Consider the following 26,129-nt stretch of genomic DNA (forward strand, 5'->3'; position numbering starts at 1 on the left):
CTAGCCGGGCGGTCGGATGCCGCCCGCCCGGCTAGAGGGACGCGCCCGGGGTGCCGCCGGGATCGTGCTTGCCGAGCTGTCGACGGCTCGCGGCCGCGTCGCCGCGCTCCACGTCGTCGAGGTGCGCGAGGTCCTGCACGCCGATGAGCTCGGTGTTCGTGCCCTCGTGCAGCCTGGGGGCGATCGCCGCCTGCGTGGCGCGCACGCGGGGCGACTTCTGCATGCGCTTCTCGACCAGCCGCGCGACGCCCGAGAGGAGGAGGCACACGGCCACGTAGATCGAGCCGCCGATGATCGCCGACGGGATGAGCGGCGACCCGTAGGGCGCCTGGTTGCCGAGCTGGTTGATCACGTAGAGGAGCTCCTGGTACGTGATGATGAAGCCCAGCGCGGTGTCCTTCAACGCCACCACCAGCTGCGCGATGATCACCGGCATCATCGCCCGCACGGCCTGCGGCAGCAGGACGAGCCACATCACTCCGGTCTTGCGGAGGCCGATCGCGTAGCCGGCCTCCTTCTGTCCGCGCGGCAGCGACTCCACGCCCGCGCGCACCACCTCGGCGAGGACCGATCCGTTGTACGCGATCAACGCCACCACGACCGCGGTGTACGGGCTCAGCTTGATGCCGAGCACCGGGAGCCCGTAGTACAGCAGCATCATGAAGATCAGGACGGGGACCGCGCGCAGCACCTCGACGATCCAGGCGACCGGCACGCGCACCCAGGCGTGCTCCGACAGCCGGCCGACGCCCAGGACGAACCCGACGACGAGCGAGCCGATCGCGGCGACGATGAAGGCCGACAGCGTGCTGACCAGACCGTCTGCGAAGCGACCCCAGACGGCGGTGTAGGTGAAGATGTTCCACTTCGCCGCGGCGAACTGGCCCGTCGCGGCGAGACGCCACACGACCCAGGCGAGGACCGCCAGCACCACCAGGACCGTGACGACACCGATGAGACGGTTTCGGACGATGGCCTTCGGGCCGGGGACGTCGAACAGCACCGAGCTCATCGCGCGATCCTCCAGGTCTCCTCGAGCTTGCTCTGCAGCCTGCCGAGCACCAGCACCAGGACCACGAAGATGGCCATGACCCACAGCAGCACGACGAGCTGGTTCTCGCCCTGCTCGCTCAGCCAGGATCGGATCGAACCGAGGTTCAGCACCGAGAAGCCCGCCGCGACGGTCGTGTTCTTCAGCAGGGCGATGAGAACGCTCATCAGCGGGGGGATCACGGACCGCGCCGCCTGCGGCAGCACGACGTACCGCATCACCTGGGTGAAGCTGAGCCCGATGGCGCGGGCGGCCTCGGCCTGCCCGACCGGCACGGTGTTGATGCCGGACCGCAGCGTCTCCGCGACGTACGTGGCGGTGTAGACGCCGAGGGCGCAGACCGCCAGCGTCAGGGCGTTCACGCGCTCGCCGAGGATGATCGGCAGGCAGAACGCGAAGAAGAACATCACCAGCGTGAGCGGGGTGTTCCGGATCCAGTTGACGTACACGGTGCCCACCGCGCGCGCGATCGGCACGGGCGAGACACGTGCGGCGCCGACGATGAAGCCGAGGACGACGGCGATGAGGCCACCGCCGAAGAACAGCACGAGCGTCCCGCTCAGGGCCTGGCCCCAGAGGTCGAGATGATCTGTGATGACGCCCACGTATGCTCCTGTCCGCGTGGTGGGATGTCCAACTTGCCGGAGGGATGGGCAGCCGGTGCGGTCACCGGCTGCCCATCAGGGTCACTCGACCGCGTCGACCTCGGGCTGCGTGGCCGTGACGCCCGAGGCGCCGAGGTTGTCGTCGAAGATCTGCTGCCAGATGTCGCCGCCCTCGGTGAGCTGCTCGTTGAAGTACTCGGCGAGCACCGTGTCGTCCTTGGCGAGGCCGATGCCGTAGCGCTCCTCGCTGAAGGGCTCACCGACGACCTGGAGGTTGTCCGGGTCCTGGGCGGCGTAGCCGATGAGGATCGCCTCGTCGGTGGTGACCGCGTCGACCTGGCCGTTCTTCAGGTCCTCGACGCACTTCGAGTACGTGTCGTACTCCTTGGTCGGCACGTCGGGGTAGTTGTCCTTGATGTTCTGGATCGGCGTGGACCCCGTGGCCGAGCAGACCGTCGTGTCGGAGGTCAGATCGTCGACGCTCGTGATGTCGCTGTCCGCGGCGACCAGCAGGCCCTGACCCGTCACGAAGTACGGGCCGGCGAAGTTGATCTGCTCCTTGCGGGCGTCGGTGATCGAGTAGGTGCCGACGTAGAAGTCGATGTCGCCGTTCACGATCGCCTGCTCGCGGTTGGCCGAGGCGATCGCCTCGAACTCGAGCTGGTCCTCGTCGTAGCCGAGGGACGCGGCCATCCAGCGCGCGATGTCCACGTCGAAGCCCGTGCGCTCGTTGGTCACCGGGTCGAGGTAGCCCAGGTTCGGCTGGTCTTCCTTCACGCCGATCTTGACGACGCCGTCTTCCGTGATCCGCTCGAACGTGGGGCTGCCGTCGAGCTCGACGTCGGTGGCGACCGTCCACGCGGCGCCCGATGCCTCGCCGTCGCCGTCACCGGATCCCGGATCGGTCGGCGAGCCGCTGTTGCACGCCGTGAGCGCGAGAAGGGCCGTCAGGCCGATGCCGGCGCCCGCGAGCGCCCGCGCCTTCTTGTGCTGAGTGAACATGTGATTCCTCCTTGGTGGGGTGGTCCGTCCGCCCCGCGCCTCGTCGCGCGGGGTGCGTGTCGTTCGGGGCGCCGACGGCGTCCCGGCAGGGTCAGTGCGTGATGAGCTTGGAGAGGAAGTCCTTGGCGCGATCGCTCTTCGGGGACGTGAAGAACTCGTCGGGCGTCGCCTGCTCGACGATCTGGCCGTCGGCCATGAACACCACGCGGTTGGCGGCCTTGCGGGCGAAGCCCATCTCGTGGGTCACGACGATCATCGTCATGCCCTCCTTGGCGAGGGAGACCATGACGTCGAGCACCTCGTTGATCATCTCGGGGTCGAGCGCGCTGGTGGGCTCGTCGAAGAGCATGACCTTCGGCTTCATGGCCAGCGCCCTCGCGATCGCGACGCGCTGCTGCTGGCCGCCCGAGAGCTGGGCGGGTAGCTTCGACGCCTGGTGGCCGACGCCCACCCGGTCGAGCAGCGCCTGCGCCTCCTTCTCGGCCTCGGCCTTCTTCAGGCCGCGCACCTTGATCGGACCGAGCGTGACGTTCTCGAGGATCGTCAGGTGGGCGAACAGGTTGAACGACTGGAAGACCATGCCGACCTCCGCACGGAGCTCGGCGAGGCCCTTGCCCTCCTTGGGCAGCTCCTTGCCGTCGATCGTGATCGATCCGCTCGTGATCGTCTCGAGGCGGTTGATCGTGCGGCACAGGGTGGACTTGCCCGAGCCGGAGGGTCCGATGACGACGACGACCTCGCCCTTGTCGACCGTGAGGTTCACGTCCTTGAGTGCGTGGAAGTCGCCATAGTGCTTCTGCACGTCCGTGACGACGACGAGGGGCTCTGCCATGCGTTTCACCCTAGGGGGTGGGTCGGGGGCGGACCAGCGCGCCGGACCCCGCTTTACCGACTTGTAACAGGCGCCGCGCGGAGGCGGAACGCTCCCGCCAGCCGAGAGGACCGGGCGTGTCGAGCGCCGCCGAGAGGTCAGGCGCGCTGCGCGAACGCGCTCTCGTACAGGCAGACGCTCGCGGCGGTCGCCAGGTTGAGCGACTCCGCGCGCCCGAAGATCGGCAGTCTCAGCACGCGGTCGGCCAGGCCGAGGGCGTGATCCTCCAGGCCGTGCGCCTCGTTGCCGAACAGCCAGCCCGTCGGTCTCGCGAGGACCCCGTCGGCCCGCGCCGTCAGCAGGTCGTCGCCCTTCACGTCCGCCGCCAGCACCGTGATCCCCGCGGCGTGGGCGCGCTCGACGACGTCGGCGAGCTCTCCCCCGACCGCGATCGGCAGGTGGAAGAGCGACCCGGTGGTGGAGCGGACCACCTTCGGGTTGTAGGGGTCGACCGTGCGCCCGGTCAGGACGACCGCGTCGGCACCGGCGGCGTCGGCGGCGCGGATGATGGTGCCGAGGTTGCCCGGGTCGCGCACCTCCTCGCAGATCGCGACCAGCCGGGGGCCCGCGGCGAAGATCTCCTTGAGCGCCGTCGGGTTCTGACGCGCGACCGCGACGAACCCCTGGGGCGTCACGGTGTCGGCCATCGCCTCGAGCACGGCCTCCGAGACGAACTCGGCCTCGACGCCCTCGTCGTGCAGCAGCGTGCGGATGTCCTGGTGCCGTTCGAGGGCCGTCGGCGTCGCGAACAGCTCGACGATGGTGCCGGGACCGAACCGCAGCGCCTCGCGGACCGCCTGGGGCCCCTCGAGCAGGAACAGCCCCGTCTCCTTGCGCGCGTTGCGCTTCGCCAGCTTGGCGACGGCTCTCACACGCGGCGACCGCGGATTCTCCAGCACGCAGTCAGTCTATGGCCGCCCGGGCATACAGCCGTGAAGGCGGGATGAATGACGCGCGGATGACCGGCGCACGCCCGGCGAACGAACAGGTCCCACCGGCGCCGGCTGCCCGCACGTACGCGAAAGGAGGGCGCCCGCTCGGGACGCCCTCCTTCGGAAGCTGATGCTTACGCGGCCGACTTCGGCGCGTTCACGTCGGCGGGCAGCGCGGCCTTCGCCGTCGCCACGAGCGCGGCGAACGTGGCGGGCTCGTTCACGGCGAGCTCGGCCAGGATGCGCCGGTCGACCTGCACGCCCGCCAGGCCGAGGCCCTGGATGAAGCGGTTGTAGGTCATGCCGTTGGCACGCGAGGCGGCGTTGATGCGCTGGATCCACAGGCGGCGGAAGTCGCCCTTGCGCTTGCGGCGGTCGCGGTACGCGTAGACGAGCGAGTGGGTGACCTGCTCCTTCGCCTTCCGGTACAGGCGCGAACGCTGTCCGCGGTAGCCCGAGGCCCGCTCGAGGATGACGCGACGCTTCTTGTGGGCGTTTACTGCCCGCTTGACTCTAGCCATTTCTTATCTTCCTAACCCGGAAGCGCCGGTCGGCCCGGCACCTCCACGAATATTCTTCGGCGCTCAGCGACCGAGGAGCTTCTTGACCTGCTTGAGGTCGTTGCCCGAGATGACCTGGTCCTGGTTCAGACGGCGCGTGCGACGGCTCGACTTGTGCTCGAGGTTGTGGCGCATACCAGCCTGCTGCTTCTTGATCTTGCCGCTGCCGGTGATCTTGAAGCGCTTCTTGCTGCCCGAGTGGGTCTTCTGCTTCGGCATCTTCTCTTCCTTCGTGAGTGCGCCCCTCGGGGCGACGTTGTGTGCACCCGGTTCTTCGGGAGTGCCGCCGGGCGGCGCTCCGTGGGAGGCGGGAGTCTGTGGGGCGGATTACTCCGCGGCGGTGGCCTCGGCGACCGGGGCGTCGGGCGACTGGCCCTTGGCCTCGCGCGCGGCCTGCTTGTTGGCGGCGCGCTGGGCGTTCTGCTCGGTCTTGACCTCGGACTTGTTCTTGTGCGGCGCGATGACCATCACCATGTTGCGGCCGTCCACCTTCGGGTTCGACTCGACGGTCCCGAACTCGGCCACGTCGTCCGCGAACTTCTTCAGCAGGCGGACGCCCTGCTCGGGTCGCGACTGCTCGCGACCGCGGAACAGGATCATGGCCTTGACCTTGTCGCCCGTCTTGAGGAAGCCCTCTGCGCGCTTGCGCTTGGTCTCGTAGTCGTGCTCGTCGATCTTCAAGCGGAAGCGGACCTCCTTGAGGACCGTGTTCGCCTGGTTGCGACGGGCTTCCTTGGCCTTCTGCGCGGCCTCGTACTTGAACTTTCCGTAGTCCATGATCTTGACGACGGGAGGCTTCGAGTTGGGGGCGACCTCGACCAGGTCGAGATCGGCCTCCTGCGCCAGACGCAGGGCGGCCTCGATGCGGACGACGCCGATCTGCTCGCCGGCGGGGCCGACGAGTCGGACCTCCGGAACGCGGATTCGGTCGTTGGTACGGGGATCGCTGATGCGGACTCCTTGGGTGGGGTGATGACGGCCACCGTGACGCGATGTCGTGCCACGGGCGGGAGAGAGACTCAGCATCCACCCGGCAGACGTCACGCGTCGGCCTCACCCTGTCGACCACGCGCAAGCGCGTGCCCGGAACACCCGCGTGGAACGCGAGGGAGTGCATGACCCGGTAGCCTTGTAACGGCAAGCGCGGGTGGGAAGTGAATCCTCTTTCGTCCGGTCTCTCAGTGCGAGAAGGCCGGAGCCCGGGAAAGTCTAGCAGAAGGCGGCTCATGAGCACCAACCCGGCCCACACCCATTCCTTCGACGCCTCGCGCGAGGCGCGCTGGGAGGAGCAGGAGCGCGCCGGCGCCGACACCTCCGCCGTCCGCGACATCGCAGACGTCGCCGCCGTCGAGGTCATCGGCACGGCGTGCGTCCACCTGATGAGCGCGGCCGCGGTCAAGCTCGGGCTGGCCGACGCCCCCGGGGCAGAGGCCGACATCGACCTCGACGAGGCCCGCAAGCTCATCAACGCCCTCGCCGGGCTGGTCACCGCCGCCGCCCCCGAGATCAGCGATATGCACGCACGTCCCATCCGCGACGGCCTGCGTTCGCTGCAGCTGCGGTTCCGGGAGATCTCGACCATCCCGGACGCCCCGGGCAAGGGGCCGGGCGAGAAGTACACGGGTCCCGTCAGCTGACGGAACCCGTGTACGCGGGTCACGGGAAGACCGAATGGCGGCTCAGTAGAAGAAGAAGGGCAGCCCGCCACCACCGCCGATCTCGGTGTAGCCCGTTCCCCCGGACGGGCATGTGTCGCATCCCGCTCCGCCCGCGTTCGCGGCCGTCGCACCACCCAGCACCAGCACCGCGGCCAGGGCCGCCGTCACGATCGGTCTCGTGAGCTTCTTCATCAGACTCCTCCTCCGGATCGGTTGAACCATCCGTTCTAGCGGAGAGGCAACACCAAACCCAGGGGTATATCTGCCCAGGTCCAGGGCAGATGGAGCGCCCTCGCCCGTCGTTCGGCGCTGTCGTGACGCCATCGCGGCGCGGTGGGCGACGGGCGTGCTCAGCCGGCGCGGTCGAGCTTGACCGACAGCGAGTCGACGAGGGTCGCGACGCGGTCGTCGGTCGACCACCGCCGAGCGAGACGCGCCAGCACGGCGTCGAGCTCGGTGCGGTCCAGGCCCGACATGAGGGTCAGGCGCACGACCAGCTCGGGGCCACGCAGCCGCGCCTGCGGGTCGCCCGGCTCGAGCCGGAGGTCGATCACCGCCAGTTCGCCGGAGATGCTCTCCTGCAGCCCCAGATAGACGTCGGGGTTCGCGAAGCTCGGGTGCCAGGGCTCCCCCTGGGCGATGGCCCAGACCGCGGGGCGACGCACGACGAACTCGGTGTCCGACGTCGGGTCGAGGACGATGAGGTCGGTCTGCTCAGCGGACGCCGCGAGGGCGGCGCGCACGGCGTCGACCGGGATCGGCCGCGCGCCGGCGTCCCAGCGCGAGAGCGCCTGCACCGAGCTGAACACCGGCAGCACCTTGCGGCCGTCCGGCGCCGCGACCGTCACGATCGACAGCTCCTGGGTCTTGTCGACGGGCAGACCGTGCGCCCCGATCCCCTCGTCGCCCTTCTCCGCCACGAGCGGGATGAGCACCCGCGCGTGACGCAGCGCATCGATCACCGCCGTCTGGTCCCCGTCCCCCGCGTGGAACGCGGTCAGGGCGGCCAGCAGCGCGGGATCGGCGGATCCATCGTCGCCTGAGTGCGGGTTCGCCTCGAAGTGGCGCCCCTCCCACGGCACACCCGCCGAGTCGGCGGCCGCGTCGCCGCCGCTCTCGTGCGGAGCGTCGGCGTCGTCAGTCGCCCGCGACATCCAGTGCCTCGGCGAGCGTGAACGCTCCCGCATACAGCGCCTTGCCGACGATCGCTCCCTCGACGCCGTTCGGCACGAGCTCCCGCAACGCCGCGATGTCGTCGAGGCTCGAGACGCCGCCGGAGGCGACGACGGGCTTCGGCGTGCGCGACGTCAGCTCGCGCAGGAGGTCGAGGTTGGGGCCGCGCAGCGTGCCGTCCTTCGTCACGTCGGTGACCACGTAGCGGCTGCACCCGGCCTCCTCGAGACGCTCGAGCACGTCCCAGAGGTCGCCGCCGTCCTGCGTCCACCCGCGCGCGGCGAGGGTGGTGCCGCGCACGTCGAGACCCACGGCGATCGCCTCTCCGTAGCGGCCGATCACCGAAGCGGTCCACTCGGGGTTCTCGAGCGCCGCCGTGCCGAGGTTGATCCTCTGCGCACCGCTCTCGAGCGCCGCCTCGAGCGATGCGTCGTCGCGGATGCCGCCCGAGAGCTCGATGTTGGTGCCGCGCAGGTGCTTGATGACCTTACGCAGGACACCCGCGTTGCTTCCGCGGCCGAAGGCGGCGTCGAGGTCGACGAGGTGGATCCACTCGGCACCCTGCTCGGCCCAGTTCTCCGCGGCCTCGAACGGGTCGCCGTAGTCGGTCTCCGAGCCGGCGGCGCCCTGCGTCAGGCGCACGGCCTTCCCGCCCTGCACGTCGACGGCCGGAAGCAGGGTGAGTGCAGGGGTGGACGCGAAATCGTTCATGGCTCCCTCAGTGCGTCGGGTTCGACTGGGCCGTGGCGGCTCTTCCGCCCGGGCACGATCTCAGAGAGTAGCCCCGGGGAGCGTCCCGATCCAATTCCGCAGCAGGCGGATGCCCGCCTCTCCCGACTTCTCCGGGTGGAACTGCGTCGCAGACAGGGGGCCGTTCTCGACCGCGGCGATGAACCGGCCGCCGTGCTGCGCCCACGTCACCACCGGCTGCGCGAACGGCCCGTGGGCGTCCAGCGCCCACTCCTGGGCGGCGAACGAGTGGACGAAGTAGAAGCGCTCGTCCTCGAGGCCCCGGAAGAGGCGCGTCCCCTCCCCTGCCTCGACGGTGTTCCAGCCCATGTGCGGCACGACGGGCGCCGTGAGCTCCTCGACCACGCCGGGCCACTCGCCGAGCCCCTCGGTGTCCACGCCGCGCTCGATGCCTCGCTCGAACATGACCTGCATGCCCACGCAGATGCCGAGCACCGGCAGGCCGCCCGCCAGGCGACGCTCGATGAGCTCGGGACCGCGCACGGCGTGCAGCTGCTCCATGACGGCCTGAAACGCCCCCACGCCCGGCACCAGCAGACCGTCGGCGTCCATCACGAGGCCGCGGTCGCGCGTGAGACGCACATCGGCGCCTGCCTCCTCGAGAGCCTTGACCGCCGAGTGGATGTTCCCGGAACCGTAGTCGAGGACCGCGACGATCGGCCGGCGCTCGCCGCCGTTGCCGGCCTCGCTCACAGGGCGCCCTTGGTGGAGGGCACGCCCTCGACCAGCGGGTCGAGCGCCTTGGCCTGACGGAACGCGCGGGCGAGCGCCTTGTACTCCGCCTCGGCGATGTGGTGCGGGTCGCGACCCGAGATCACGCGCACGTGCACGGTCAGCCCCGCGTTGAACGCGATCGCCTCCAGCGTGTGCCGCACCAGCGATCCGGTGAAGTGCCCGCCGATCAGGTGGTGCTCGAAGCCCTCGGGCTCGCCCTCGTGGACGAGGTACGGGCGACCCGAGATGTCCACGACCGCCTGCGCGAGGGCCTCGTCCAGCGGGACGAGCGCGTCGCCGTACCGGGAGATCCCGGCCTTGTCGCCGAGCGCCTCGCGGATCGCCTGACCGAGCACGATGGAGACGTCCTCGACCGAGTGGTGCGCATCGATGTGGGTGTCGCCGGTCGCGGTCACCGTGAGGTCGGTCAGCGAGTGCTTCGCGAACGCCGTGAGCATGTGGTCGAAGAACGGCACGCCCGTCGAGATCGAGCTCTTGCCGGTGCCGTCGAGGTTCAGCTCCAGCTCCACGCTCGACTCACTGGTGGAGCGGGTGCGGCGCGCGATACGGGCAGTCGTCATGCTCCGAGTCTAATGACGTCGGCCGCCGCCCCACTCGCGCGGCCGAGCGGGCGCCGCACCGCAGGCTCAGCGCGAGCCGACGTCGGCGAGCGCCTCGAGGAACGCGGTGGTCTCGTCCTCGGTGCCCGCGGTCACCCTCAGGTGCCCCGGGATGCCGATGTCGCGGATCAGCACGCCGCGGTCGTACAGCGCCTGCCACGTCGCCGCGGGATCCGCGACTCCGCCGAACAGCACGAAGTTCGTCCACGACTCGTGCACCTGGTAGCCCAGCGCCTCGAGGGTCGCGGACATGCGATCGCGCTGCGCGACGATCTCGTCGACCATCTTCAGCATCGTGTCGGCGTGGCGAAGGGCTGCCACCGCCGCCGCCTGTGTGAGGGCGCTGAGGTGGTACGGCAGGCGGACGAGCCGGAGCGCGTCGATGAGCGCCGGGTCCGCGGCGAGATAGCCGACGCGCGCGCCGGCGAAGGCGAACGCCTTGCTCATGGTGCGGGACACGGCGAGCCGGGGCCTGCCGCCGAGGAGGGTCACCGCGGACGGCGCGTCGCGGGGCGCGAACTCCTCGTAGGCCTCGTCGACGATGACGATGCCGTCGGTCGCGTCGTACACCGCCTCGACCACGTCGAGCGGGAGCGGCGTGCCCGTCGGGTTGTTCGGGGCGCAGAGGAAGACCACGTCCGGGCGGGCACGCGCCACCTGATCGGCGGCGTCCTGGGCGGAGACCGTGTAGTCGTGCCCGCGGGTGCCGCCGATCCACTGCGAGCCGACGCCCCGCGTGAGCAGGCGGTACATCGAATACGTCGGCTCGAAGCCGAAGACCGTCCGACCGGGGCCCGCGAAGGCCTGCAGCAGGTGCTGCAGCACCTCGTTCGATCCGTTGCCCGCCCAGATCTGCGCGGGCTCGAGGCCGTGGCCGAGGTACTGGGCGAACCCCTCTCGGAGCGACAGGAACTCCCGGTCCGGGTACCGGTTCACGCCGCGCAGCGCCTGCGCGATGGCGTCGGCGATGTCGTCGGCGACCTCCGTCGGCACGGGGTGCGTGTTCTCGTTGACGTTGAGCGCTACCGGCAGCGGCGCCTGAGGCGCTCCGTAGGGAGTCTGCCCGCGGAGATCGTCGCGAATCGGCAGCTCGTCGAGGGTGACCGTCACCCCTCCATGCTAGAGCCGAACGGCTCCGGACCGTCCCGGCCCGGCGGCGGCCGCTCAGCCCGCGGAGTACTCCGCGGGGATGGCGATCTGCTGACCCGCGTCGACGGAGGACCCGGACAGCTGGTTGAGAGCGATGATCGCGTCGACCACGTCGCGCGGGTCGGCGGTCGGAGCGACGTCCTCGGCGATCGCCCAGAGAGTGCCGCCCGGCATCACGGTCACGGTGTCGAACGTGCCGGCAGGAGCGCCGTCCTCGCGCGAGGCGAGCGCGCTGCCGCCGCTCATGATGGCGAGGCCGAGACCGAAGGCGACGGGTGCCGCGGCGAGCGTGGCCAGCACCCGGCGCCCCCGGCGCGTGAGCCGCAGGCGCGTCGCAGCCGGGCGGACCGAGTGGGCCTCGTAGGCGGTGATGCTCATCGTGCTCATGGGTGGCTCCTTCTGTCAGGGAGAGGCTTCGCATCCGGCTCCTCGGCCGGGAGGGCCGAATGCGAAGCTCTGTTCCGAACCTATCTTCGAATTTTCGAATCTGTCAACGTCTTCTTCGAAATCCGATCCGGCGATCGGTGCGACACGCTCGAACGGATCTTCCGATTCCGCGCTTGTTTCGGATACGGTTTCGACAGAGCACAGCCCACCACGGACCACCGACATTGCCGGCCGGCCCAGAAGGAGAACCGCAGATGAGCGCCGTAGAGACGCCTGCCGACCTCGAGGAGAAGCGCCGTACCCGGCGCCGCAAGAACCTGAGCGAGAAGCAGCTGGCGATCCTCGAGGTGATCCAGCGCTCCATCCAGTCGAAGGGCTACCCGCCCACGATGCGCGAGATCGGCGACGCGGTCGGGCTCAAGTCGCTGTCGAGCGTCACCCATCAGCTCGGGCAGCTCGAGCTGAGCGGCTACCTCCGACGCGACCCGGGCAAGACCCGCGCGATGGAGGTGCTGATCGATCTGCCCGGCCAGGCGGCGGAGAACCTCGACGCCGGCGTGCCCTCGGTGGGCGACGCGGCGATGGTCCCGCTCGTCGGCCGGATCGCCGCCGGCGTGCCGATCACGGCCGACCAGCAGGTCGAGGAGATCTTCCCGCTGCCCCGTCAGCTCGTCGGCAAGGGCGAGCTGTTCATGCTCAAGGTCAGCGGCGACTCGATGATCGACGCCGCCATCTGCGACGGCGACTGGGTGGTCGTGCGGGTGCAGAACACCGCCGAGAACGGCGACATCGTCGCGGCCATGCTCGATGGCGAGGCCACCGTGAAGGTCTTCCGGCAGCGTGACGGCCACACCTGGCTGCTGCCCCGCAACTCGGCGTTCGAGCCGATCCTGGGCGACGAGGCAGTGGTGCTCGGCAAGATCGTCGCGGTGATGCGCGCCGTCTGACGTCGGGTCGGCGCCCGGCCGCCGGTGCGCGGCGTGTGCCCTAGCGTGGGGCACATGCCCCATACCCTCCCCTACGGCTCCTGGCCGTCGCCGATCTCCGCCGCCGACATCGCGGGCGGCTCGCCGCGCATCGACGGCGCCCGCTTCGTCGGGGCGGATGCGGAGATCTGGTGGAGCGAGAGCGTGCCGGCCGAGCGCGGTCGCACCGCCGTCCGGCGGCGGCGCGGCGAGGACGACGACGTCGTGCTGCCGGCCCCGTGGAGCGCCCGCTCCCGCGTGCACGAGTACGGCGGCGGCGCCTGGACGACCACGGACGACGGCGAGCTGCTCTTCGTCGAGGGCTCAGACCAGCGCGTCCATCGCCTGACGCCCGGCGGAGAGCCTGTCCCGCTCACCCCCGCGGCCCGGGGGATGGCCTTCGGCGACCTGACGTTCGCCGAAGGGCCGTCCGGCGCGCTGCTGTTCGCCGTGCGGGAGACGCAGGGCGACTCTCGTGTGCCGGCGCGGGACATCGTGACGATCCCCCTCGACGGCTCGGCCGCCGACGACCCCTCCGCGATCGTCAGCGTCGTCGCGGGATCCGACTTCCTCGCCGCGCCCGCCCCGCGCGGCGATCGCCTCGCCTGGATCGCCTGGCAGCACCCCGACATGCCCTGGGACGCCGCGGAGCTGCGCGTCGGCCGACTCGGCGCCGACGGGACGATCGCCGAGCACGTCGTCCTCGCGGGCGGGCACACCCCGGCCGGCCCGGTCGCCGCCCTGCAACCGGAGTGGACGTCGGACGACGAGCTCGTCTTCAGCGCCGACCCGCCCGCACCGCACGGCACGGGGCGCTGGAACCTGCACCGCGTGCGGCTCGACGGCCTGCAGGCGACGCCACCCGAGCCGATCCTCGCCGACGACGCGGACACGGGCGGCCCGCTGTGGAACCTCGGCGCTCGCTGGTTCGCGCCCCTGGAGGACGGGCGCATCGTCGCCGTCCGCACGCACGGCAGCGACGAGCTCGTGGTGGTGGATCCCGAGAGCGGCGCCGCGGAGCCGCTGGAGACGCCTCTGTCCGGCGGTGTGCTGGTCCGCGACGCACGTGGTCCGCGCGTGCTGCTCTCCGGTGCGGGCAGGCTCGTCCCGAGCGGCCTGTGGCTGCTCGACGCCGACGCCCGCACCCTCTCGGCCGTGCGCGGCGGAGTGCCGCCGGTGGACCCCTCGTGGCTGCCCGGCTCCCGCGCCCTCACCTTCCAAGGCCCCGAGGGCGACGTGCATGCCTTCGCCTACCCCCCGACGAACCCGGACGTCTCCGCCCCCGAGGACGAGCTGCCGCCCTACCTGGTGCTCGTGCACGGCGGACCCACCGCGCACGTCTCCGGGGAGCTGTCGCTCGCCGTCGCGTACTTCACGAGCCGCGGGATCGGCGTGCTCGACGTCAACTACGGCGGGTCCACCGGATACGGTCGCGCGTATCGCGAGCGCCTCCTGGGCCGCTGGGGCATCGTGGACGTCGCCGACACGGCGACGGCTGCCCGAGGCCTCGCGGCGGCCGGCCTGGCAGACCCGTCACGCATCGCCATCAAGGGCGGATCGGCGGGGGGCTGGACCGTCCTGTGCGCGGTCGCCGACACCGACGCCTTCGCCGCCGGCATCAGCCGCTACGGCGTCGCGGACCTGCGGCGGCTGGCAGCCGACACGCACGACTTCGAGGCGCGATACATCGACGGCCTGGTGGGCCCGCTGCCGCAGGCGGAGCCGCTGTACGTCAGCCGCTCCCCCCTCTCGCGCCCCGAGACGCTGCGCACTCCGCTGCTGATCCTGCAGGGCTCGGAGGACCCGGTCGTGCCCCCGTCCCAGTCCGAGGCGCTGCGCGACGCGCTCGCGATGAACGGCGTGCCTCACGCGTATCTGCTCTTCGAGGGCGAGTCGCACGGCTTCCGCGGGGCCGAGACGCTCGTGCGCGCCTTCGAGGCCGAGCTCGCGTTCCTCGGCGGCGTGCTCGGCTTCGACACCCCCGGCGTCCCGGCGCTGCCGCTCGACTGACCGGCGGCCCTCGACCGGTCAGCCGGTTTCGTCGGCGACGTGACGCGCGGCGTCCCGCACCGTCAGGCCGACGGCGTCGGCATACGCGCCGTCGGCGAGCAGGGCTCGGATGCCCGCTGCCTCCGCGCCGGCGACGTCGGCGATCGGGTTGTCGCCGATCATCCACACGTCGTCGCCCGCGTCCGCGACACGCAGCGCGTGCTCGAAGATCAGCCGATTGGGCTTGTCGGCGCCGGCATCGGCGCTCGTGACGACGAGCTCGATCAACGGCGCCAGCCCGAGAGCGGTCACGAGACCGCCGAGCTCGGGAGGGTGATTGCCCAGCACGACGTTGCGGTAGCCCGCCTCCTGCGTGATCGCGAGCGCCTCCCGTGCTCCGTCGAGGACCGCCCAGGCGTCGGGGCGGTAGTACTCGAGCGCGACGAACTCGGCCGCGTGAGCGGCATCCGGCTCCGTCAGCCCTGCACGCGCGTAAGCCGCCTGCAGCACCAGCCGCATCCGTCCCCACCACTCGGAAGCGGGGAGCGGACCCCACGGGGCCTCAGGCGTGTGCCAGGGGAAGCCGCTGACGAGCTGCGGACGCAGGAGCTCGGCGCGCAGCGACGAGCCCACGCCGGCGCGGGCCGCCGCGTCGAGCATCGCTCCCGCCCAGAGACCGTCGCGGCGGGCCAGCGTGCCGTCGAAGTCCCACAGGACGACGCGGGCGCCGGCGGGCTCCGGCTCGCTCACGCCTCGTCGTCCGCGGAGCCGTCCAGCCGGATGCCGAACGCCTGCACGCCCGGGTGGGAGTCGAGTCGCCGGAATCCCAGGCGATCGTAGAAGGCGAGGGCACCCGCGTTGCGCTCCGCCGCGACGAGGTGCAGCCCGGCGACCCCGCGGGCGCGCAGATCGTCGAGGAGAGCGCCGATCAGGCGGCGCCCCCACCCGCTGCCCTGCGCCTCGGGCAGCAGGTCGATGTGCAGATGCGCGGGGTAGCCGAGCGCCGCATAGGGCTCCGCGCCGGCGCGGCGTCCGTACGCGTAGATCAGGGTGCCGTCCTGCCGGCTGCGCTCCACGGGCGGGAAGGGGTGGCGCTCGGCGATCGACGGCCACCACTCGTCGTGGAACCAGTCCTCGAACGCGTCGGTGTCGTCCGTCGCCACCACATAGCCGACCGCCCGGCCGTCCTCCCCCTCCACGACGCGCGCGAGCTCCGGGTGCCGGGTGACGTACGGGAGGGCGAACACCTGCGCCCACAGGCCGTCGTCCTCGAACACCCCTGTGGCGTCCGCCCCGGCGTCGGCGGTGCGCAGACAGACGTCCGCCACCGCATCGCGGTCGGCCGGAAGGTAGGGACGGATCCGCACCTCAGGCGACCCGGTACGGCTCGAGCGCGGCCGCCAGTCGCTCGGACACGTGCGCGTGGACGAGCGTGCCACCCTCCTCGTGCGATCGAACCAGCAGGTGCCCGTGCTCGTGGATCTGCGAGATCAGCTCTCCGCGGTCGTACGGCACCAGTGCTCGGATCTCGACCTCGGGCAGCGGCAGCGCATCCTCGATGACGGCTCGCAGCTCATCGACGCCCTCTCCGGTGCGCGACGAGACGAAGACGGCCGACGGTGCGAGCCCGCGCAGGACGAGACGGGTGTCCTCGTCCACGAGGTCCGCCTTGTTGAACACGACGATCTCGTGGATCTCCCGCGCACCGACGTCCCCCATCACGTCGCGGACCGTCTGGATCTGCCCGGCCGGATCGGGGTGGTGTGCGTCGACGACGTGCAGGATGACGTCCGCGTCGGCGACCTCCTCGAGCGTCGAGCGGAACGCCTCGACCAGCTGATGCGGCAGGTTGCGGACGAACCCGACGGTGTCGGCGATCGTGTAGACGCGGCCGTCCGAGGTCTCGGAGCGCCGCACGGTGGCGTCGAGGGTCGCGAACAGCGCGTTCTCGACCAGCACGCCCGCACTGGTGAGACGGTTCAGCAGGCTCGACTTGCCGGCGTTGGTGTAGCCGGCGATGGCGACCGAGGGGATCGTGTTGCGCTTGCGCTCCCCCCGCTTCGCCTCGCGGGCGGGGGCGAACTCGCGGATCTGCCGACGCAGCTGCGCCATCTTGGTCCGGATGCGCCGCCGGTCGAGCTCGATCTTCGTCTCACCCGGTCCTCGGGAGCCCATGCCGGCGCCGCCGGCGCCGACCTGTCCACCGGCCTGACGGCTCATCGAGTCGCCCCAGCCGCGCAGGCGCGGCAGCAGGTACTCGAGCTGCGCGAGCTCGACCTGCGCCTTGCCCTCTCGGCTCTTGGCGTGCTGGCTGAAGATGTCGAGGATCACGGTGGTGCGGTCGATCACCTTCACCTTCACGACGTCCTCCAGCGCGCGCCGCTGACTGGGCGCCAGCTCGGTGTCGGCGATGACGGTGTCCGCGCCGACCGCGGCCACGATGTCCTTGAGCTCGTCGGCCTTCCCTCGACCGATGTAGGTCGCGGGGTCCGGATGCGGACGGCGCTGCAGCACCCCGTCGAGGACGACGGCGCCGGCGGTCTCGGCAAGCGCCGACAGCTCGCGCAACGAGTTCTCCGCGTCGCCCAGCGAGCCCTGCGAGTACACGCCGACCAGGACGACGTTCTCCAGGCGGAGCTGGCGGTACTCGACCTCGGTGACGTCCTCGAGCTCGGTCGACAGCCCGGCCACGCGCCGCAGAGCGGCGCGCTCCTCGCGATCCCACTGCTCGCCGTCCGCCTGGCCGTCGCCCGTGGTGCCGCGCTCCTGCAGGGCCTGCGCCGCACCGAAGAGGCGCGCGCCCGTGCGCGCGTCGGCGCGCGAGATCACGCGATCGATCAGGTCGTTCGCCACCGGGTCGGTTCCGCCCTGGACCGCGTCGGTCCGCTCGACGGTCGGGTCGGGGGTCGTGTCAGTCATCCATGCCTTTCGTTCCGGCTCGCCGCCACCGGGGCGGCGATGCCGAGCTCTCCAGCCTATTCTCCCGCGACACGCGCGGCTAGGGTGCGTTCGGGGAGCGCCGGCGGGCTCCCCGTCGCGGCCCCGTGCCCCTCCCGGCGGGAGGGGTCCTCCGGTACGCTGGCCACCTATGGTGGACCACTACTTCTCCGCGAGTCCCACCAGTGCCGAGAACCTGCGACGCATCCGGGTCCCGATCGTCGGACGCACCGTGGAGCTCACCACGGCGGGCGGGGTGTTCAGCCCCGAACGCCTCGATGTGGGAACCTCGGTGCTGCTCGCGAACACTCCCGAGCCGCCGGCGGGCGGAGACTTCCTCGACCTCGGCTGCGGCTGGGGGCCGATCGCCCTCAGCCTGGCCACGCTGTCGCCGCACGCCCGTGTCTGGGCGGTCGACGTCAACGAGAGGGCCTTGGACCTCGTGCGTCGCAACGCCGCCTCCCTCGGACTCTCCAACGTCAACGCCGTCCTGCCCGCGGATGTTCCCACCGAGATCGCGTTCCGCGCCATCTGGTCGAACCCGCCGATCCGCGTCGGCAAGTCCGTGCTGCACGAGCTGATGGAGACCTGGATCCCGCGCCTGGCCGAGCGCAGCGACGCGCACCTGGTCGTGAAGCGGGACCTCGGCTCCGACTCGCTGCAGCGATGGCTGGCGTCCACTTTCGACGCCGGTTTCAGCGTCTACCGCACCGCCACGGGCAAGGGCTACCGGGTCCTGAAGGTGCGCCGCCACGGCTCGCCGCCCACGGAGCCGGTGGAGCTGCCCGCGTTCTGAGACGTCACGGCTCGTCGCCGCGGGCCGCCTGCAGGTCGTCGGGGGTGTCCACGTCGAACAGCACCTCGTCCGGCAACGGCAGCCGGACGATCCGCTCCTCGCCCTGGAGCAGAGCCCGCAGAGGACGGTCACGGGGGTCGCCGATCGCCGCCAGGCGCTCCCGCAGGGCTTCCTCCTCCCACGCCGCGCACAGGGGCTGATCCCGCCCCGAGCCGTCGACGGCCAGGGCGACGGGGCCCGTGCGCGCGCGCAGCAGCGAGCGCAGGGCCGCGGCGGTCACGAACGGCATGTCCCCGCCCAGCAGCAGCACCGTCCCGGACCGTGGGGGCAGCGCCCGCATCCCCGCGGACACGGCCGACACCGGGCCCGAGTAGGGCGGGTCCTCACGCACGACCGGCACGCCATCCGGCACGCCCTCGTGCTCGCCGACCACCAGCGGCTCGGCGCCGACCTGACGCAACGCGCCGACGACCCGGGCGACCATCGGCTCGCCCGCGATCGGGATGCCCGGCTTGTGGAGCCCACCGAGACGAGACGCTCGGCCGCCCGCGAGCACGATGCCCCGCAGCACGCCGCCCTCGCCCATGGTCCGATTCAGGCGAGCGTGACGGTGCCCGAGTAGACGAGCGCCGCAGGCCCGGAGAGCGCCACGTGCTCGCCGTCCTCCGCCGCGAACATCCGCACACCGAGGGTGCCGCCGGGGACATCGACCCGCCAGTGATCGGGGGCGGTCCGCCCCGCCCAGTCTCGGACCGCCAGGGCCGTCGCGGCGACGCCGGTGCCGCAGCTGAGGGTCTCGCCCACGCCGCGCTCGAACACGCGCATCCGGACGCGCCCGACGCCGTCCTTCACGAGCGGCTCCCGCGGCACCACGAACTCGACGTTCGCGCCGTGCGGCGGCGAGGGCTCGATCTCGGGCTTCGCCGTCAGCTCGAGGCCGTCGAGCTCGTCATCCGAGGCCAGGGCCACCACGACGTGCGGGTTGCCGACGTCGATCCCGAGGCCCGGACGCGGCACCCCGAGTCCCCTGGCGCGCACGGTGGGCTCGCCCTCCTCCGCGCGCCAGCGACCGAGGTCCACCTGATAGCCGGTCTCCGACCGCATCACGTCGCGCACGCCGGCTCGCGTCCCGACAGGCAGCGTGGACCCCGCCGGCAGGTCGGCAAGGCCCGACTCCAGCAGGTAGTGGACGAAGACGCGCACGCCGTTGCCGCACATCTCGGCCTTGGAGCCGTCGGCGTTCCGGTAGTCCATGAACCACTCGGCGTCGGGCTCCTCGGCGAGCGACGCCGCCCCCTCGGGGATGCGGGACGAGCGGACCACGCGCAGCAGCCCGTCCGCTCCGATGCCGAAGCGGCGATCGCACAGGGCGGCGACCTGCGCGTCGCCGAGATCGAGCTCACCGTCCGGGTCCGCGACGATCACGAAGTCGTTTCCCGTGCCGTGGCCCTTGGTGAACGCGATCTCTGCCATGCCCTCGAGTCTATTTCGCCCGCCGGTCGGCGCGCCCCGCCGCCCCTCACACGTCGGGGATCAGCCGGCGTCCGGTCAGCCGCGTGGTCTCGCGCTGGTAGTCGAGCGCGTCGTAGTACTCCAGGACGGGCTCGTTGTCGGCGCGCACCATCAGCATCACCTTGGGGCAGCCGAGTGCCTCGAGCCGCCGCTCCGCCTCGGCCACGAGGGCGCGGCCGATGCCTTCGCCGCGGCGGTGGGGCGCGCTCGCCAGGTAGTACAGCCAGCCGCGGTGGCCGTCGTAGCCGGCCATGACCGTGCCCACGACCTCGTCGCCGTCGGCGGCGGCGAGCAGCAGGTCGGGCCAGACGGCACGCGCTCGTGACAGGTCGCGGTGCGGGTCGTTCCAGGGCTTGACGAGCCCCACGGTGTTCCAGAGGGCGACGGCCTGGTCGTCGTCTGCGGCGTGGAGGGGGCGGATGGTGATCGTCACCCGAGCGATTCTGCCAGGGCGGCGGATCGGGCCCGCACCGCAGCGCCTCGTCGTGACGGGCGCCGAGGCTCCCGTCGTTCTGCACGCGCCCCGCCGTCAGCGCAGCACGTAGAGCACGTGGCGCTGGGCGCCGTGCAGGACGACGCCCTCGTCCGCGAACCCGACGCGTTCCAGCACCCGACGCGAGGCGGTGTTCCCCTCGTGCGGGTCGGCATGGAGGGGACGGCTCCGGTCGATGCCGAGGAAGGCACGAAGGGCTGCCGTGCCGATGCCTCGGCCCCAGAACGCCCGCCCGAGCCAGTACCCGAGGAAGCGTCGTCCGTCGTCCTCGTCCCACGTGACGAGGCTTCCCGCGACCGTGCCGTCGACCACCACGGCCCGCACGAGGACGCCGTCGCCCCGCATCACGTTCGCGCGCCAGTGGGCCATGAAGCGGTCGTGATCGCGCGGCGGGAACCGCGAACGGGAGACGGCCTCCGGCTCCTGCTCGAACGCGAACAGCACCTCGAGGTCGTCTTCTCCCACCTCGCGCAATCGGATGTCCATGTCTCGAGCGTGGCACGGGCCTCCGACGTGGGTCAGGCCCCCGCCGCCAGCTCCTGGACGTCGACCGCCCCCGCCTCGGCCCACCGCACCCGCACCGTCGCGGATGAGGAGTATCGGCGGAACCACGACACCTGCCTCCGCGCGTAGCGGCGGGTCAACGCCTGCGTCTGCGCGATCGCCTCCGCCTGCGTGCTCTCGCCGCGCAGCTGTGCCAGCGCCTGCGCGTAGCCGATCGCGCGCCCCGCGGTCGCACCGCGGTCGAGTCCCTGCTCGCGTAGGCGCGCGGTCTCGTCGACCATTCCCTCCGCCCACATCCGCTCGACTCGGCGGTCGAGACGCTCGACCAGCGTCGCGCGGTCCTCGTGCAGGCCGAGGACCGTCGCAGGGCGCCAGGCCTCGGGCGCCTCCGGCAGAGCAGCGCCGTGGGTGCGCTCCCCCTGCGCCAGGATCTCCAGGGCTCGCACCACGCGCCTGCCGTTGCGCGGATCGACTCGCTCGGCGGTGGCGGGGTCGGCCCGGCGCAGCCGCTCGTACAGGGCTCCCGACCCCTCGCTCTCGAGCTCGGCCTCCAGCCGAGCCCGCAGCGCCTCGTCACGAGGCGGGAAGCGGAAGTCGAACAGCACGCTGGAGACGTAGAGCCCCGACCCGCCCACGAGGATGGCGTGACGGCCGCGGGCGAGGATGTCCTCGATCGCCGCGCGCGCGTCGGCCTGGTACCGGGCGACGGCGGCGTCCTCCACGACGTCGAGCACGTCGAGGAGGTGGTGCGGCACCCCGCGCCGCGCGTCGACGGGCAGCTTGGCCGTTCCGATGTCCATGCCGCGATAAAGCTGCATGGCGTCGGCATTGACGACCTCGGCCCCGGTGCCGCGGGCCTCGAGATACTCGGCGAGGTCCAGCGAGAGATCGCTCTTGCCGGTGCCGGTGGCCCCGACGATCGCGATCAGACGCGCCGCCGCGCCTCCCGTGTCATCGTGGTCGTCCGCCTCGGCCGCGCGCAGCGGCACCTCACACGCCCACGCGCAGCGTCGGCAGCCCGAGCCGCACCGCTCCGTCGGCCGTCGTCGGTGCCGCCGGCACGGCGCACGACTCGGCCTGCGAGCGGTCCCAGGCGTCGCCGGCGCGCGTTCGGCGGATGCGCAGCGGCGCGCCGTCCGTCGAGTCCGCGAGCAGGTGGGAGGGCGCGGCGTGGGTGACCACGACCGTGACGACGTCTCCTGGGCGCGGCGCCTCGGAGCCGGCGGGCACCTCGAAGTGGACCAGGCGGTTGTCCTCGGCCCGGCCCGTGAGGCGGTGGGTGCTCTGGTCCTTCTTGCCCTCGCCGGTCGACACCAGCACCTCAAGCGAACGCCCGAGCTGTCGCTGGTTCTCCTCCAACGTGATGCGCTGCTGCAGCGCGACCAGGCGCTCGTAGCGCTCCTGCACGATCTCCTTCGGGACCTGGTCGGGCATGGTCGCCGCCGGCGTGCCCTCACGGATCGAGTACTGGAAGGTGAACGCGCTCGCGAAACGGGCCTGCTCGACCACGCGCATCGTGTCCTGGAAGTCCTCCTCGGTCTCGCCGGGGAAGCCGACGATGATGTCGGTCGAGATGGCCGCGTTCGGGATGCGCTCTCGCACCTTGTCGAGGATCCCGAGGAACTTCGCGCTGCGGTACGAGCGACGCATCTGTCGCAGGATGCGGTCGCTGCCCGACTGCAGCGGCATGTGCAGCTGCGGCATCACCGCAGGCGTCTCTGCCATCGCGTCGATCACGTCGTCGGTGAACGCGGCGGGGTGCGGGCTGGTGAAGCGGATGCGCTCGAGCCCGTCGATCTCGCCCGCTGCGCGGAGCAGCTTGCCGAAGGCCTGCCGGTCTCCGAACTCCACCCCGTAGGAGTTCACGTTCTGGCCGAGGAGGGTGACCTCGATCGCGCCGTCGTCGACCAGCAGGCGGATCTCGTTCAGGATGTCGCCGGGGCGGCGGTCCTTCTCCCTGCCGCGCAGGCTCGGCACGATGCAGAACGTGCAGGTGTTGTTGCAGCCGACCGAGATCGAGACCCAGCCGCTGTAGACCGAGTCGCGCTTCGTCGGCAGCGTCGACGGGAACGTCTCCAGCGACTCGAGGATCTCCAGCTCGGCCTCGCCGTTGTGCCGGGCACGCTCCAGCAGGCTCGGAAGCGACCCCATGTTGTGGGTGCCGAAGACCACGTCGACCCAGGGCGCCTTCGTCTGGACGGCGTCCTTGTCCATCTGCGCGAGGCATCCGCCGACGGCGATCTGCATTCCCTCGTGCTTGTCCTTACGCGACTTGAGATGGCCGAGCGTGCCGTACAGCTTGCCCGCCGCGTTGTCGCGCACGGCGCAGGTGTTGATGATGACGACGTCGGCGTCGGTGCCGGCCTCGGCCCGGACGTATCCGGCGCTCTCCAGCGACCCCGAGAGCCGCTCGGAGTCGTGGACGTTCATCTGGCACCCGAAGGTGCGCACCTCGTACGAGCGCGGCCGGCCGTCCAGGGCGAGGGCTGCGGAGGAGGGCTCGATGAGCGTGGGGGCGTTCGAAGGAGCGCTGGCTGAAGTGGTCATGGCGAGGCCATTCTACGATTCGCACCCGAGAAGCGGACGTGCACGGCCCGCGTCGTGCGATGAGTCGAACGGAGCCTGCGGGTCAGTCGAAGCGGACGCCGGAGCTCGGACGCCGTGCCTCATCCAGGGCCGCCCGCGCGGCGGTCAGCGCCAGTCCGCCGCCGTATCCGCGACGGGCCAGCTGGCCCGATAGCCGGCGAAGGGCGGTGTCGTCGTCGAAGCGCAGCAGCTGCCGGGCCTTGCCCCGCGCGTACTCGAGGGCGCGCTCGAAGTCGTCGTCCGGCAGCTCGGCGAGCGCCCGGTCGATGACCGCTCGGTCGATGCCGCGCGCGGAGAGCGACTGCGCGATCGCGCGGCGTCCCTGATTCTTCCGCTCCACGCCCGCATAGACGAGCTGGTCGGCGAGCGCCGCGTCGTCGAGTGCCCCCAAGCGGATCAGCTGCTCGACGATCTCGTCGATGGACTCGGCATCGAGCTCGCTCTCGCGCAGCTTCGCCCGAGCCTCGGACACCGACAGCGAACGTCGCCGAAGGGCCTTGACGAGCCGTTCCTGCGCTTCCGCGCGCACCTCGTCGAGGTCCGGCTCGGCAGAGTCGTCCTCTTCGGGCATCTCGACGAAGTGGACGCCGCCGCTGTTCCTCACCGCGAGCGGCTTGACCGCCCGTGGGCGGCGCTCCCCCGGTCTCGAGCCGAGGTCACGCCAGGTCGTGTGCCAGCTCGGTGCATCGTCCCCGGCCTGCTCGGCCGCCGCCTCTGCGGGCTCGGTCTCCGGTGCCGTCGGTTCGGCGGTGGCGCCGGAGACCGTCTGACCACCGCCGAACAGCGGGATCACGGGGGCGAGACGATCGTCCTCGTCAGTCATCGCTCTCCCCCGTCGACCGTGCCGCGCCGAGACGCTTGCGTCGAGCTGCGTCGACGATCGTCATCACGCCGTGCGACGAGCGGCCACCTCGTCAGAGGGCGCGGTCTCGGTGGCGGCGGCGCGCTGACCGATCCCCAGCTTGTCCTTGATCTTGTTCTCGATCTCGAGCGCGATGTCCGCGTTCTCGATCAAGAAGTTGCGGGCGTTCTCCTTGCCCTGACCGAGCTGGTCGCCGTCGTAGGTGTACCAGGAGCCGGACTTCTTCACGATGCCGTGCTCGACACCGAAGTCGATCAGGCTGCCCTCGCGGGAGATGCCCGTGCCGTACAGGATGTCGAACTCGGCCTGCTTGAAGGGCGGCGCCATCTTGTTCTTGACGACCTTGACACGGGTGCGGTTTCCCACCGCGTCGGCGCCGTCCTTCAGCGTCTCGATGCGACGGATGTCGAGGCGCACCGACGCGTAGAACTTCAGCGCCTTGCCGCCGGCGGTCGTCTCGGGCGAGCCGAAGAAGACGCCGATCTTCTCGCGCAGCTGGTTGATGAAGATCGCCGTGGTCTTGGTCTGGTTCAGGCCACCGGTGAGCTTGCGGAGAGCCTGCGACATCAGGCGAGCCTGCAGGCCCACGTGCGAGTCGCCCATCTCGCCCTCGATCTCGGCGCGAGGCACGAGCGCGGCGACGGAGTCGATGACCACGAGGTCGATGGCGCCCGAGCGGATCAGCATGTCGGCGATCTCCAGCGCCTGCTCACCCGTGTCGGGCTGGGAGACGAGCAGCTGGTCGATGTCGACGCCGAGCTTCTTGGCGTACTCGGGGTCGAGTGCGTGCTCCGCGTCGACGAACGCCGCGATGCCGCCGGCACGCTGCACGTTGGCGATCGCGTGGAGGGTGAGCGTCGTCTTACCCGACGACTCCGGCCCGTAGATCTCGATGATGCGCCCGCGCGGCAGGCCGCCGACGCCGAGTGCCACGTCGAGGGCGATCGAGCCGGTCGGGATCACCTCGACGGGTGCCCGCTCGTCGCTGCCCAGCCGCATGACCGAGCCCTTGCCGAACTGCTTGTCGATCTGCGCGAGTGCCGCGTCCAACGCCTTCTCGCGATCGGCTGCTGCTGCCATGACCTGCTCCTTCTGCTCGTGTGTCCGTCGCCTGTAGGCTGTCGCGCCCGGCCTCGGTGACCGGATCCAGCGACAAGGCGCGTGGCTCATGTGCCACCTGCAACGCTAGGGAGGACCACCGACATCACATCGCTGAGCCCTGCCCTGGAGAGCAGATGAGCGGCACTCACCACCTGTGGACGACACTACGCCGCCTTCGAACACATCTTCGATGACACGCCGAAAGAAGACGCGCGTGTTTCGAATTCCGCGCGGGACCGGGTCAGCGGCGCGGCTCGAGCCGGCCGGCGCCGTAGCGGCGCGACGGCGGCACGTCGGTCTCGACGCACAGCGCGAGCCAGATGTCGCGAGGGGGCACGCCGACGTCCAGCGCCTCAGACGCCGTTCGTCCGATCCCCGGCAGCACCAGATCGTTCAACAGGGACGATGCGCGCGCGCCGAACTCGTCGTCCACGGCGCGCAGGAACTCGCTGCGCCTCATGCCGGGCTCAGCGCAGCGACAGTTCCGGGCCGACCTCGGCCACGAGGTCGTCGGGGACGACGTCCGGGAAAGGCTGCACGCCTTCGAGCACGGCGATCCGATCGCCGACCTCTCGCATGATCGACGAGATGGGCACGTCGAGGGCCTCGGCCACCGATGCCAGGATCTCGCTCGACGCCTCCTTCTGGCCGCGCTCCACCTCGCTGAGGTAGCCGAGCGCGACGCTCGCCTTGCCGGCGACCTGTCGGAGGGTCTGACCCTTCTGCTGGCGCATGCTACGCAGAACATCGCCGATCTCTTGACGAACCAGGATCATCTCGGGCCCCCTCCTCACTGCGTCCCATCCGGGTGCACAACAGTACAACACCGTTGCGGCCAATCTAATCCCGCGTGATTATGCGCGGGGTGGGAATCGTCCAAGTTTTCACGCGGAGGAAACACACGCGCGCGGC

General features: G+C 71.2%; 32 protein-coding genes. 4 read left to right on the forward strand and 28 right to left on the reverse strand.

Translation table 11 applies throughout. From position 1 onward, the window contains the following. Positions 1–31 precede the first annotated feature (31 nt). The 8 genes from K5S26_RS14865 to infC form a co-directional block, all read right to left on the reverse strand. A complete protein-coding gene (locus K5S26_RS14865; protein WP_221859600.1) occupies positions 32–1,012 on the reverse strand; it encodes an amino acid ABC transporter permease in 981 nt (326 codons plus the stop codon). Continuing rightward, the gene (locus tag K5S26_RS14870; protein ID WP_221859602.1) at positions 1,009–1,656 is read right to left on the reverse strand and encodes an amino acid ABC transporter permease; all 648 of its coding nucleotides are present in this window, start codon (positions 1,654–1,656) and stop codon (positions 1,009–1,011) included. Before K5S26_RS14870 ends, K5S26_RS14865 begins: the two co-directional genes overlap by 4 nt. Positions 1,657–1,737: 81 nt before the next feature. Further along, positions 1,738–2,658: a glutamate ABC transporter substrate-binding protein gene (locus K5S26_RS14875; protein ID WP_221859604.1), complete on the reverse strand. Its 921-nt coding sequence runs from the start codon at positions 2,656–2,658 to the stop codon at positions 1,738–1,740. A gap of 91 nt (positions 2,659–2,749) precedes the next feature. Continuing rightward, complete coding sequence (locus K5S26_RS14880) at positions 2,750–3,490, reverse strand: amino acid ABC transporter ATP-binding protein (protein WP_221859606.1); 741 nt, start codon at positions 3,488–3,490, stop codon at positions 2,750–2,752. A gap of 137 nt (positions 3,491–3,627) precedes the next feature. Then, positions 3,628–4,428 (reverse strand): TrmH family RNA methyltransferase, encoded by an 801-nt coding sequence (locus K5S26_RS14885; protein WP_221859608.1) that lies wholly within the window; start codon positions 4,426–4,428, stop codon positions 3,628–3,630. A 167-nt stretch (positions 4,429–4,595) separates the two neighbouring features. Next, positions 4,596–4,982, reverse strand: coding sequence for a 50S ribosomal protein L20 (rplT, locus tag K5S26_RS14890; protein WP_221859610.1), 387 nt, complete (start codon positions 4,980–4,982; stop codon positions 4,596–4,598). A 63-nt stretch (positions 4,983–5,045) separates the two neighbouring features. Continuing rightward, on the reverse strand, positions 5,046–5,240 hold the full coding sequence (gene rpmI, locus K5S26_RS14895) for a 50S ribosomal protein L35 (protein ID WP_221859612.1): 195 nt from the start codon (positions 5,238–5,240) through the stop codon (positions 5,046–5,048). Between the two features lie 108 nt (positions 5,241–5,348). Further along, a complete protein-coding gene (gene infC / locus K5S26_RS14900) occupies positions 5,349–5,972 on the reverse strand; it encodes a translation initiation factor IF-3 (protein ID WP_308123014.1) in 624 nt (207 codons plus the stop codon). A gap of 275 nt (positions 5,973–6,247) precedes the next feature. On the opposite strand from infC, the gene K5S26_RS14905 reads away from it, so the two are divergent. Next, on the forward strand, positions 6,248–6,658 hold the full coding sequence (locus tag K5S26_RS14905; RefSeq protein WP_221859614.1) for a DUF1844 domain-containing protein: 411 nt from the start codon (positions 6,248–6,250) through the stop codon (positions 6,656–6,658). A 42-nt stretch (positions 6,659–6,700) separates the two neighbouring features. Here K5S26_RS14905 and K5S26_RS14910 read toward each other — a convergent pair whose 3' ends face one another. The 7 genes from K5S26_RS14910 to K5S26_RS14940 form a co-directional block, all read right to left on the reverse strand. Next, positions 6,701–6,871: a hypothetical protein gene (locus K5S26_RS14910; protein WP_221859616.1), complete on the reverse strand. Its 171-nt coding sequence runs from the start codon at positions 6,869–6,871 to the stop codon at positions 6,701–6,703. Positions 6,872–7,029: 158 nt separating this feature from the next. Then, a complete protein-coding gene (locus K5S26_RS14915; protein ID WP_221859619.1) occupies positions 7,030–7,833 on the reverse strand; it encodes an SseB family protein in 804 nt (267 codons plus the stop codon). Further along, the gene (priA, locus tag K5S26_RS14920) at positions 7,817–8,563 is read right to left on the reverse strand and encodes a bifunctional 1-(5-phosphoribosyl)-5-((5-phosphoribosylamino)methylideneamino)imidazole-4-carboxamide isomerase/phosphoribosylanthranilate isomerase PriA (protein WP_221859620.1); all 747 of its coding nucleotides are present in this window, start codon (positions 8,561–8,563) and stop codon (positions 7,817–7,819) included. The genes K5S26_RS14915 and priA overlap by 17 nt, the downstream gene beginning before the upstream one ends. Positions 8,564–8,623: 60 nt before the next feature. After that, positions 8,624–9,295, reverse strand: a complete 672-nt coding sequence (gene hisH, locus K5S26_RS14925; RefSeq protein ID WP_221859622.1) for an imidazole glycerol phosphate synthase subunit HisH — start codon at positions 9,293–9,295, stop codon at positions 8,624–8,626. Further along, positions 9,292–9,897, reverse strand: coding sequence for an imidazoleglycerol-phosphate dehydratase HisB (hisB, locus tag K5S26_RS14930; protein WP_221859624.1), 606 nt, complete (start codon positions 9,895–9,897; stop codon positions 9,292–9,294). Before hisB ends, hisH begins: the two co-directional genes overlap by 4 nt. A gap of 66 nt (positions 9,898–9,963) precedes the next feature. After that, positions 9,964–11,046: a histidinol-phosphate transaminase gene (locus K5S26_RS14935; RefSeq protein ID WP_221859626.1), complete on the reverse strand. Its 1,083-nt coding sequence runs from the start codon at positions 11,044–11,046 to the stop codon at positions 9,964–9,966. Positions 11,047–11,100: 54 nt separating this feature from the next. Beyond that, the gene (locus K5S26_RS14940; RefSeq protein ID WP_221859628.1) at positions 11,101–11,472 is read right to left on the reverse strand and encodes a LysM peptidoglycan-binding domain-containing protein; all 372 of its coding nucleotides are present in this window, start codon (positions 11,470–11,472) and stop codon (positions 11,101–11,103) included. 254 nt (positions 11,473–11,726) lie between these two features. Between K5S26_RS14940 and lexA the strand changes: the two genes are divergently transcribed. Both lexA and K5S26_RS14950 read left to right on the forward strand, forming a co-directional pair. Further along, positions 11,727–12,419 carry a transcriptional repressor LexA gene (gene lexA, locus K5S26_RS14945; RefSeq protein ID WP_221859630.1) on the forward strand — a complete coding sequence of 231 codons (693 nt, stop codon included), beginning with the start codon at positions 11,727–11,729 and terminating at the stop codon, positions 12,417–12,419. Between the two features lie 54 nt (positions 12,420–12,473). Next, on the forward strand, positions 12,474–14,447 hold the full coding sequence (locus tag K5S26_RS14950) for an alpha/beta hydrolase family protein (protein ID WP_221859632.1): 1,974 nt from the start codon (positions 12,474–12,476) through the stop codon (positions 14,445–14,447). A gap of 18 nt (positions 14,448–14,465) precedes the next feature. Here the strand turns inward: K5S26_RS14950 and K5S26_RS14955 are convergent, their stop codons facing one another. Genes K5S26_RS14955 through hflX form a run of 3 tightly spaced genes read right to left on the reverse strand, consistent with a single transcriptional unit; the run spans position 14,466 to position 17,345 of the window. Continuing rightward, positions 14,466–15,176, reverse strand: coding sequence for an HAD family hydrolase (locus K5S26_RS14955; protein WP_221859634.1), 711 nt, complete (start codon positions 15,174–15,176; stop codon positions 14,466–14,468). Further along, on the reverse strand, positions 15,173–15,793 hold the full coding sequence (locus tag K5S26_RS14960) for a GNAT family N-acetyltransferase (protein WP_221859635.1): 621 nt from the start codon (positions 15,791–15,793) through the stop codon (positions 15,173–15,175). Before K5S26_RS14960 ends, K5S26_RS14955 begins: the two co-directional genes overlap by 4 nt. A 1-nt stretch (position 15,794) precedes the next feature. Continuing rightward, on the reverse strand, positions 15,795–17,345 hold the full coding sequence (hflX, locus tag K5S26_RS14965) for a GTPase HflX (RefSeq protein WP_221859637.1): 1,551 nt from the start codon (positions 17,343–17,345) through the stop codon (positions 15,795–15,797). Positions 17,346–17,514: 169 nt separating this feature from the next. On the opposite strand from hflX, the gene K5S26_RS14970 reads away from it, so the two are divergent. Next, positions 17,515–18,159: a class I SAM-dependent methyltransferase gene (locus tag K5S26_RS14970; protein ID WP_221859639.1), complete on the forward strand. Its 645-nt coding sequence runs from the start codon at positions 17,515–17,517 to the stop codon at positions 18,157–18,159. 4 nt (positions 18,160–18,163) lie between these two features. On the opposite strand, the gene mobA is transcribed toward K5S26_RS14970, so the two are convergent. From mobA to K5S26_RS15020, 10 genes are all read right to left on the reverse strand, one after another. Next, positions 18,164–18,745: a molybdenum cofactor guanylyltransferase gene (gene mobA / locus K5S26_RS14975; protein ID WP_221859640.1), complete on the reverse strand. Its 582-nt coding sequence runs from the start codon at positions 18,743–18,745 to the stop codon at positions 18,164–18,166. Between the two features lie 8 nt (positions 18,746–18,753). Beyond that, positions 18,754–19,632: a diaminopimelate epimerase gene (gene dapF, locus K5S26_RS14980; RefSeq protein ID WP_221859642.1), complete on the reverse strand. Its 879-nt coding sequence runs from the start codon at positions 19,630–19,632 to the stop codon at positions 18,754–18,756. Between the two features lie 46 nt (positions 19,633–19,678). Beyond that, a complete protein-coding gene (locus K5S26_RS14985) occupies positions 19,679–20,104 on the reverse strand; it encodes a GNAT family acetyltransferase (protein ID WP_221859644.1) in 426 nt (141 codons plus the stop codon). Positions 20,105–20,200: 96 nt separating this feature from the next. Continuing rightward, positions 20,201–20,650 (reverse strand): GNAT family N-acetyltransferase, encoded by a 450-nt coding sequence (locus K5S26_RS14990; RefSeq protein WP_221859646.1) that lies wholly within the window; start codon positions 20,648–20,650, stop codon positions 20,201–20,203. Between the two features lie 32 nt (positions 20,651–20,682). Continuing rightward, positions 20,683–21,657 carry a tRNA (adenosine(37)-N6)-dimethylallyltransferase MiaA gene (gene miaA, locus K5S26_RS14995; RefSeq protein ID WP_372454412.1) on the reverse strand — a complete coding sequence of 325 codons (975 nt, stop codon included), beginning with the start codon at positions 21,655–21,657 and terminating at the stop codon, positions 20,683–20,685. 1 nt (position 21,658) lies between these two features. Then, positions 21,659–23,215, reverse strand: coding sequence for a tRNA (N6-isopentenyl adenosine(37)-C2)-methylthiotransferase MiaB (miaB, locus tag K5S26_RS15000; RefSeq protein ID WP_221859648.1), 1,557 nt, complete (start codon positions 23,213–23,215; stop codon positions 21,659–21,661). A gap of 82 nt (positions 23,216–23,297) precedes the next feature. Beyond that, positions 23,298–24,077, reverse strand: coding sequence for a regulatory protein RecX (locus K5S26_RS15005; RefSeq protein ID WP_221859650.1), 780 nt, complete (start codon positions 24,075–24,077; stop codon positions 23,298–23,300). A 63-nt stretch (positions 24,078–24,140) separates the two neighbouring features. Next, positions 24,141–25,196: a recombinase RecA gene (recA, locus tag K5S26_RS15010; protein WP_221859652.1), complete on the reverse strand. Its 1,056-nt coding sequence runs from the start codon at positions 25,194–25,196 to the stop codon at positions 24,141–24,143. A gap of 262 nt (positions 25,197–25,458) precedes the next feature. Continuing rightward, on the reverse strand, positions 25,459–25,677 hold the full coding sequence (locus K5S26_RS15015) for a DUF3046 domain-containing protein (protein WP_221859654.1): 219 nt from the start codon (positions 25,675–25,677) through the stop codon (positions 25,459–25,461). A gap of 7 nt (positions 25,678–25,684) precedes the next feature. Then, positions 25,685–25,993 carry a helix-turn-helix domain-containing protein gene (locus tag K5S26_RS15020; protein ID WP_221859656.1) on the reverse strand — a complete coding sequence of 103 codons (309 nt, stop codon included), beginning with the start codon at positions 25,991–25,993 and terminating at the stop codon, positions 25,685–25,687. Between the last annotated feature and the right edge of the window lie 136 nt (positions 25,994–26,129).

Source organism: Microbacterium marinilacus, assembly GCF_019753765.1.
GTDB lineage: Bacteria > Actinomycetota > Actinomycetes > Actinomycetales > Microbacteriaceae > Microbacterium > Microbacterium marinilacus.

Excerpts from the sequence above, each read along its gene's own strand:
- K5S26_RS14865 (WP_221859600.1), bottom strand. The coding sequence starts at position 1,012 with ATGAGCTCGGTGCTGTTCGACGTCCCCGGCCCGAAGGCCATCGTCCGA.
- K5S26_RS14875 (WP_221859604.1), bottom strand. The coding sequence starts at position 2,658 with ATGTTCACTCAGCACAAGAAGGCGCGGGCGCTCGCGGGCGCCGGCATC.
- K5S26_RS14880 (WP_221859606.1), bottom strand. The coding sequence starts at position 3,490 with ATGGCAGAGCCCCTCGTCGTCGTCACGGACGTGCAGAAGCACTATGGC.
- rplT (WP_221859610.1), bottom strand. The coding sequence starts at position 4,982 with ATGGCTAGAGTCAAGCGGGCAGTAAACGCCCACAAGAAGCGTCGCGTC.
- rpmI (WP_221859612.1), bottom strand. The coding sequence starts at position 5,240 with ATGCCGAAGCAGAAGACCCACTCGGGCAGCAAGAAGCGCTTCAAGATC.
- K5S26_RS14905 (WP_221859614.1), top strand. The coding sequence starts at position 6,248 with ATGAGCACCAACCCGGCCCACACCCATTCCTTCGACGCCTCGCGCGAG.
- K5S26_RS14910 (WP_221859616.1), bottom strand. The coding sequence starts at position 6,871 with ATGAAGAAGCTCACGAGACCGATCGTGACGGCGGCCCTGGCCGCGGTG.
- K5S26_RS14915 (WP_221859619.1), bottom strand. The coding sequence starts at position 7,833 with ATGTCGCGGGCGACTGACGACGCCGACGCTCCGCACGAGAGCGGCGGC.
- priA (WP_221859620.1), bottom strand. The coding sequence starts at position 8,563 with ATGAACGATTTCGCGTCCACCCCTGCACTCACCCTGCTTCCGGCCGTC.
- hisB (WP_221859624.1), bottom strand. The coding sequence starts at position 9,897 with ATGACGACTGCCCGTATCGCGCGCCGCACCCGCTCCACCAGTGAGTCG.
- K5S26_RS14940 (WP_221859628.1), bottom strand. The coding sequence starts at position 11,472 with ATGAGCACGATGAGCATCACCGCCTACGAGGCCCACTCGGTCCGCCCG.
- lexA (WP_221859630.1), top strand. The coding sequence starts at position 11,727 with ATGAGCGCCGTAGAGACGCCTGCCGACCTCGAGGAGAAGCGCCGTACC.
- K5S26_RS14950 (WP_221859632.1), top strand. The coding sequence starts at position 12,474 with ATGCCCCATACCCTCCCCTACGGCTCCTGGCCGTCGCCGATCTCCGCC.
- hflX (WP_221859637.1), bottom strand. The coding sequence starts at position 17,345 with ATGACTGACACGACCCCCGACCCGACCGTCGAGCGGACCGACGCGGTC.
- K5S26_RS14970 (WP_221859639.1), top strand. The coding sequence starts at position 17,515 with ATGGTGGACCACTACTTCTCCGCGAGTCCCACCAGTGCCGAGAACCTG.
- mobA (WP_221859640.1), bottom strand. The coding sequence starts at position 18,745 with ATGGGCGAGGGCGGCGTGCTGCGGGGCATCGTGCTCGCGGGCGGCCGA.
- dapF (WP_221859642.1), bottom strand. The coding sequence starts at position 19,632 with ATGGCAGAGATCGCGTTCACCAAGGGCCACGGCACGGGAAACGACTTC.
- K5S26_RS14990 (WP_221859646.1), bottom strand. The coding sequence starts at position 20,650 with ATGGACATCCGATTGCGCGAGGTGGGAGAAGACGACCTCGAGGTGCTG.
- miaB (WP_221859648.1), bottom strand. The coding sequence starts at position 23,215 with ATGACCACTTCAGCCAGCGCTCCTTCGAACGCCCCCACGCTCATCGAG.
- K5S26_RS15005 (WP_221859650.1), bottom strand. The coding sequence starts at position 24,077 with ATGACTGACGAGGACGATCGTCTCGCCCCCGTGATCCCGCTGTTCGGC.
- recA (WP_221859652.1), bottom strand. The coding sequence starts at position 25,196 with ATGGCAGCAGCAGCCGATCGCGAGAAGGCGTTGGACGCGGCACTCGCG.
- K5S26_RS15015 (WP_221859654.1), bottom strand. The coding sequence starts at position 25,677 with ATGAGGCGCAGCGAGTTCCTGCGCGCCGTGGACGACGAGTTCGGCGCG.
- K5S26_RS15020 (WP_221859656.1), bottom strand. The coding sequence starts at position 25,993 with ATGATCCTGGTTCGTCAAGAGATCGGCGATGTTCTGCGTAGCATGCGC.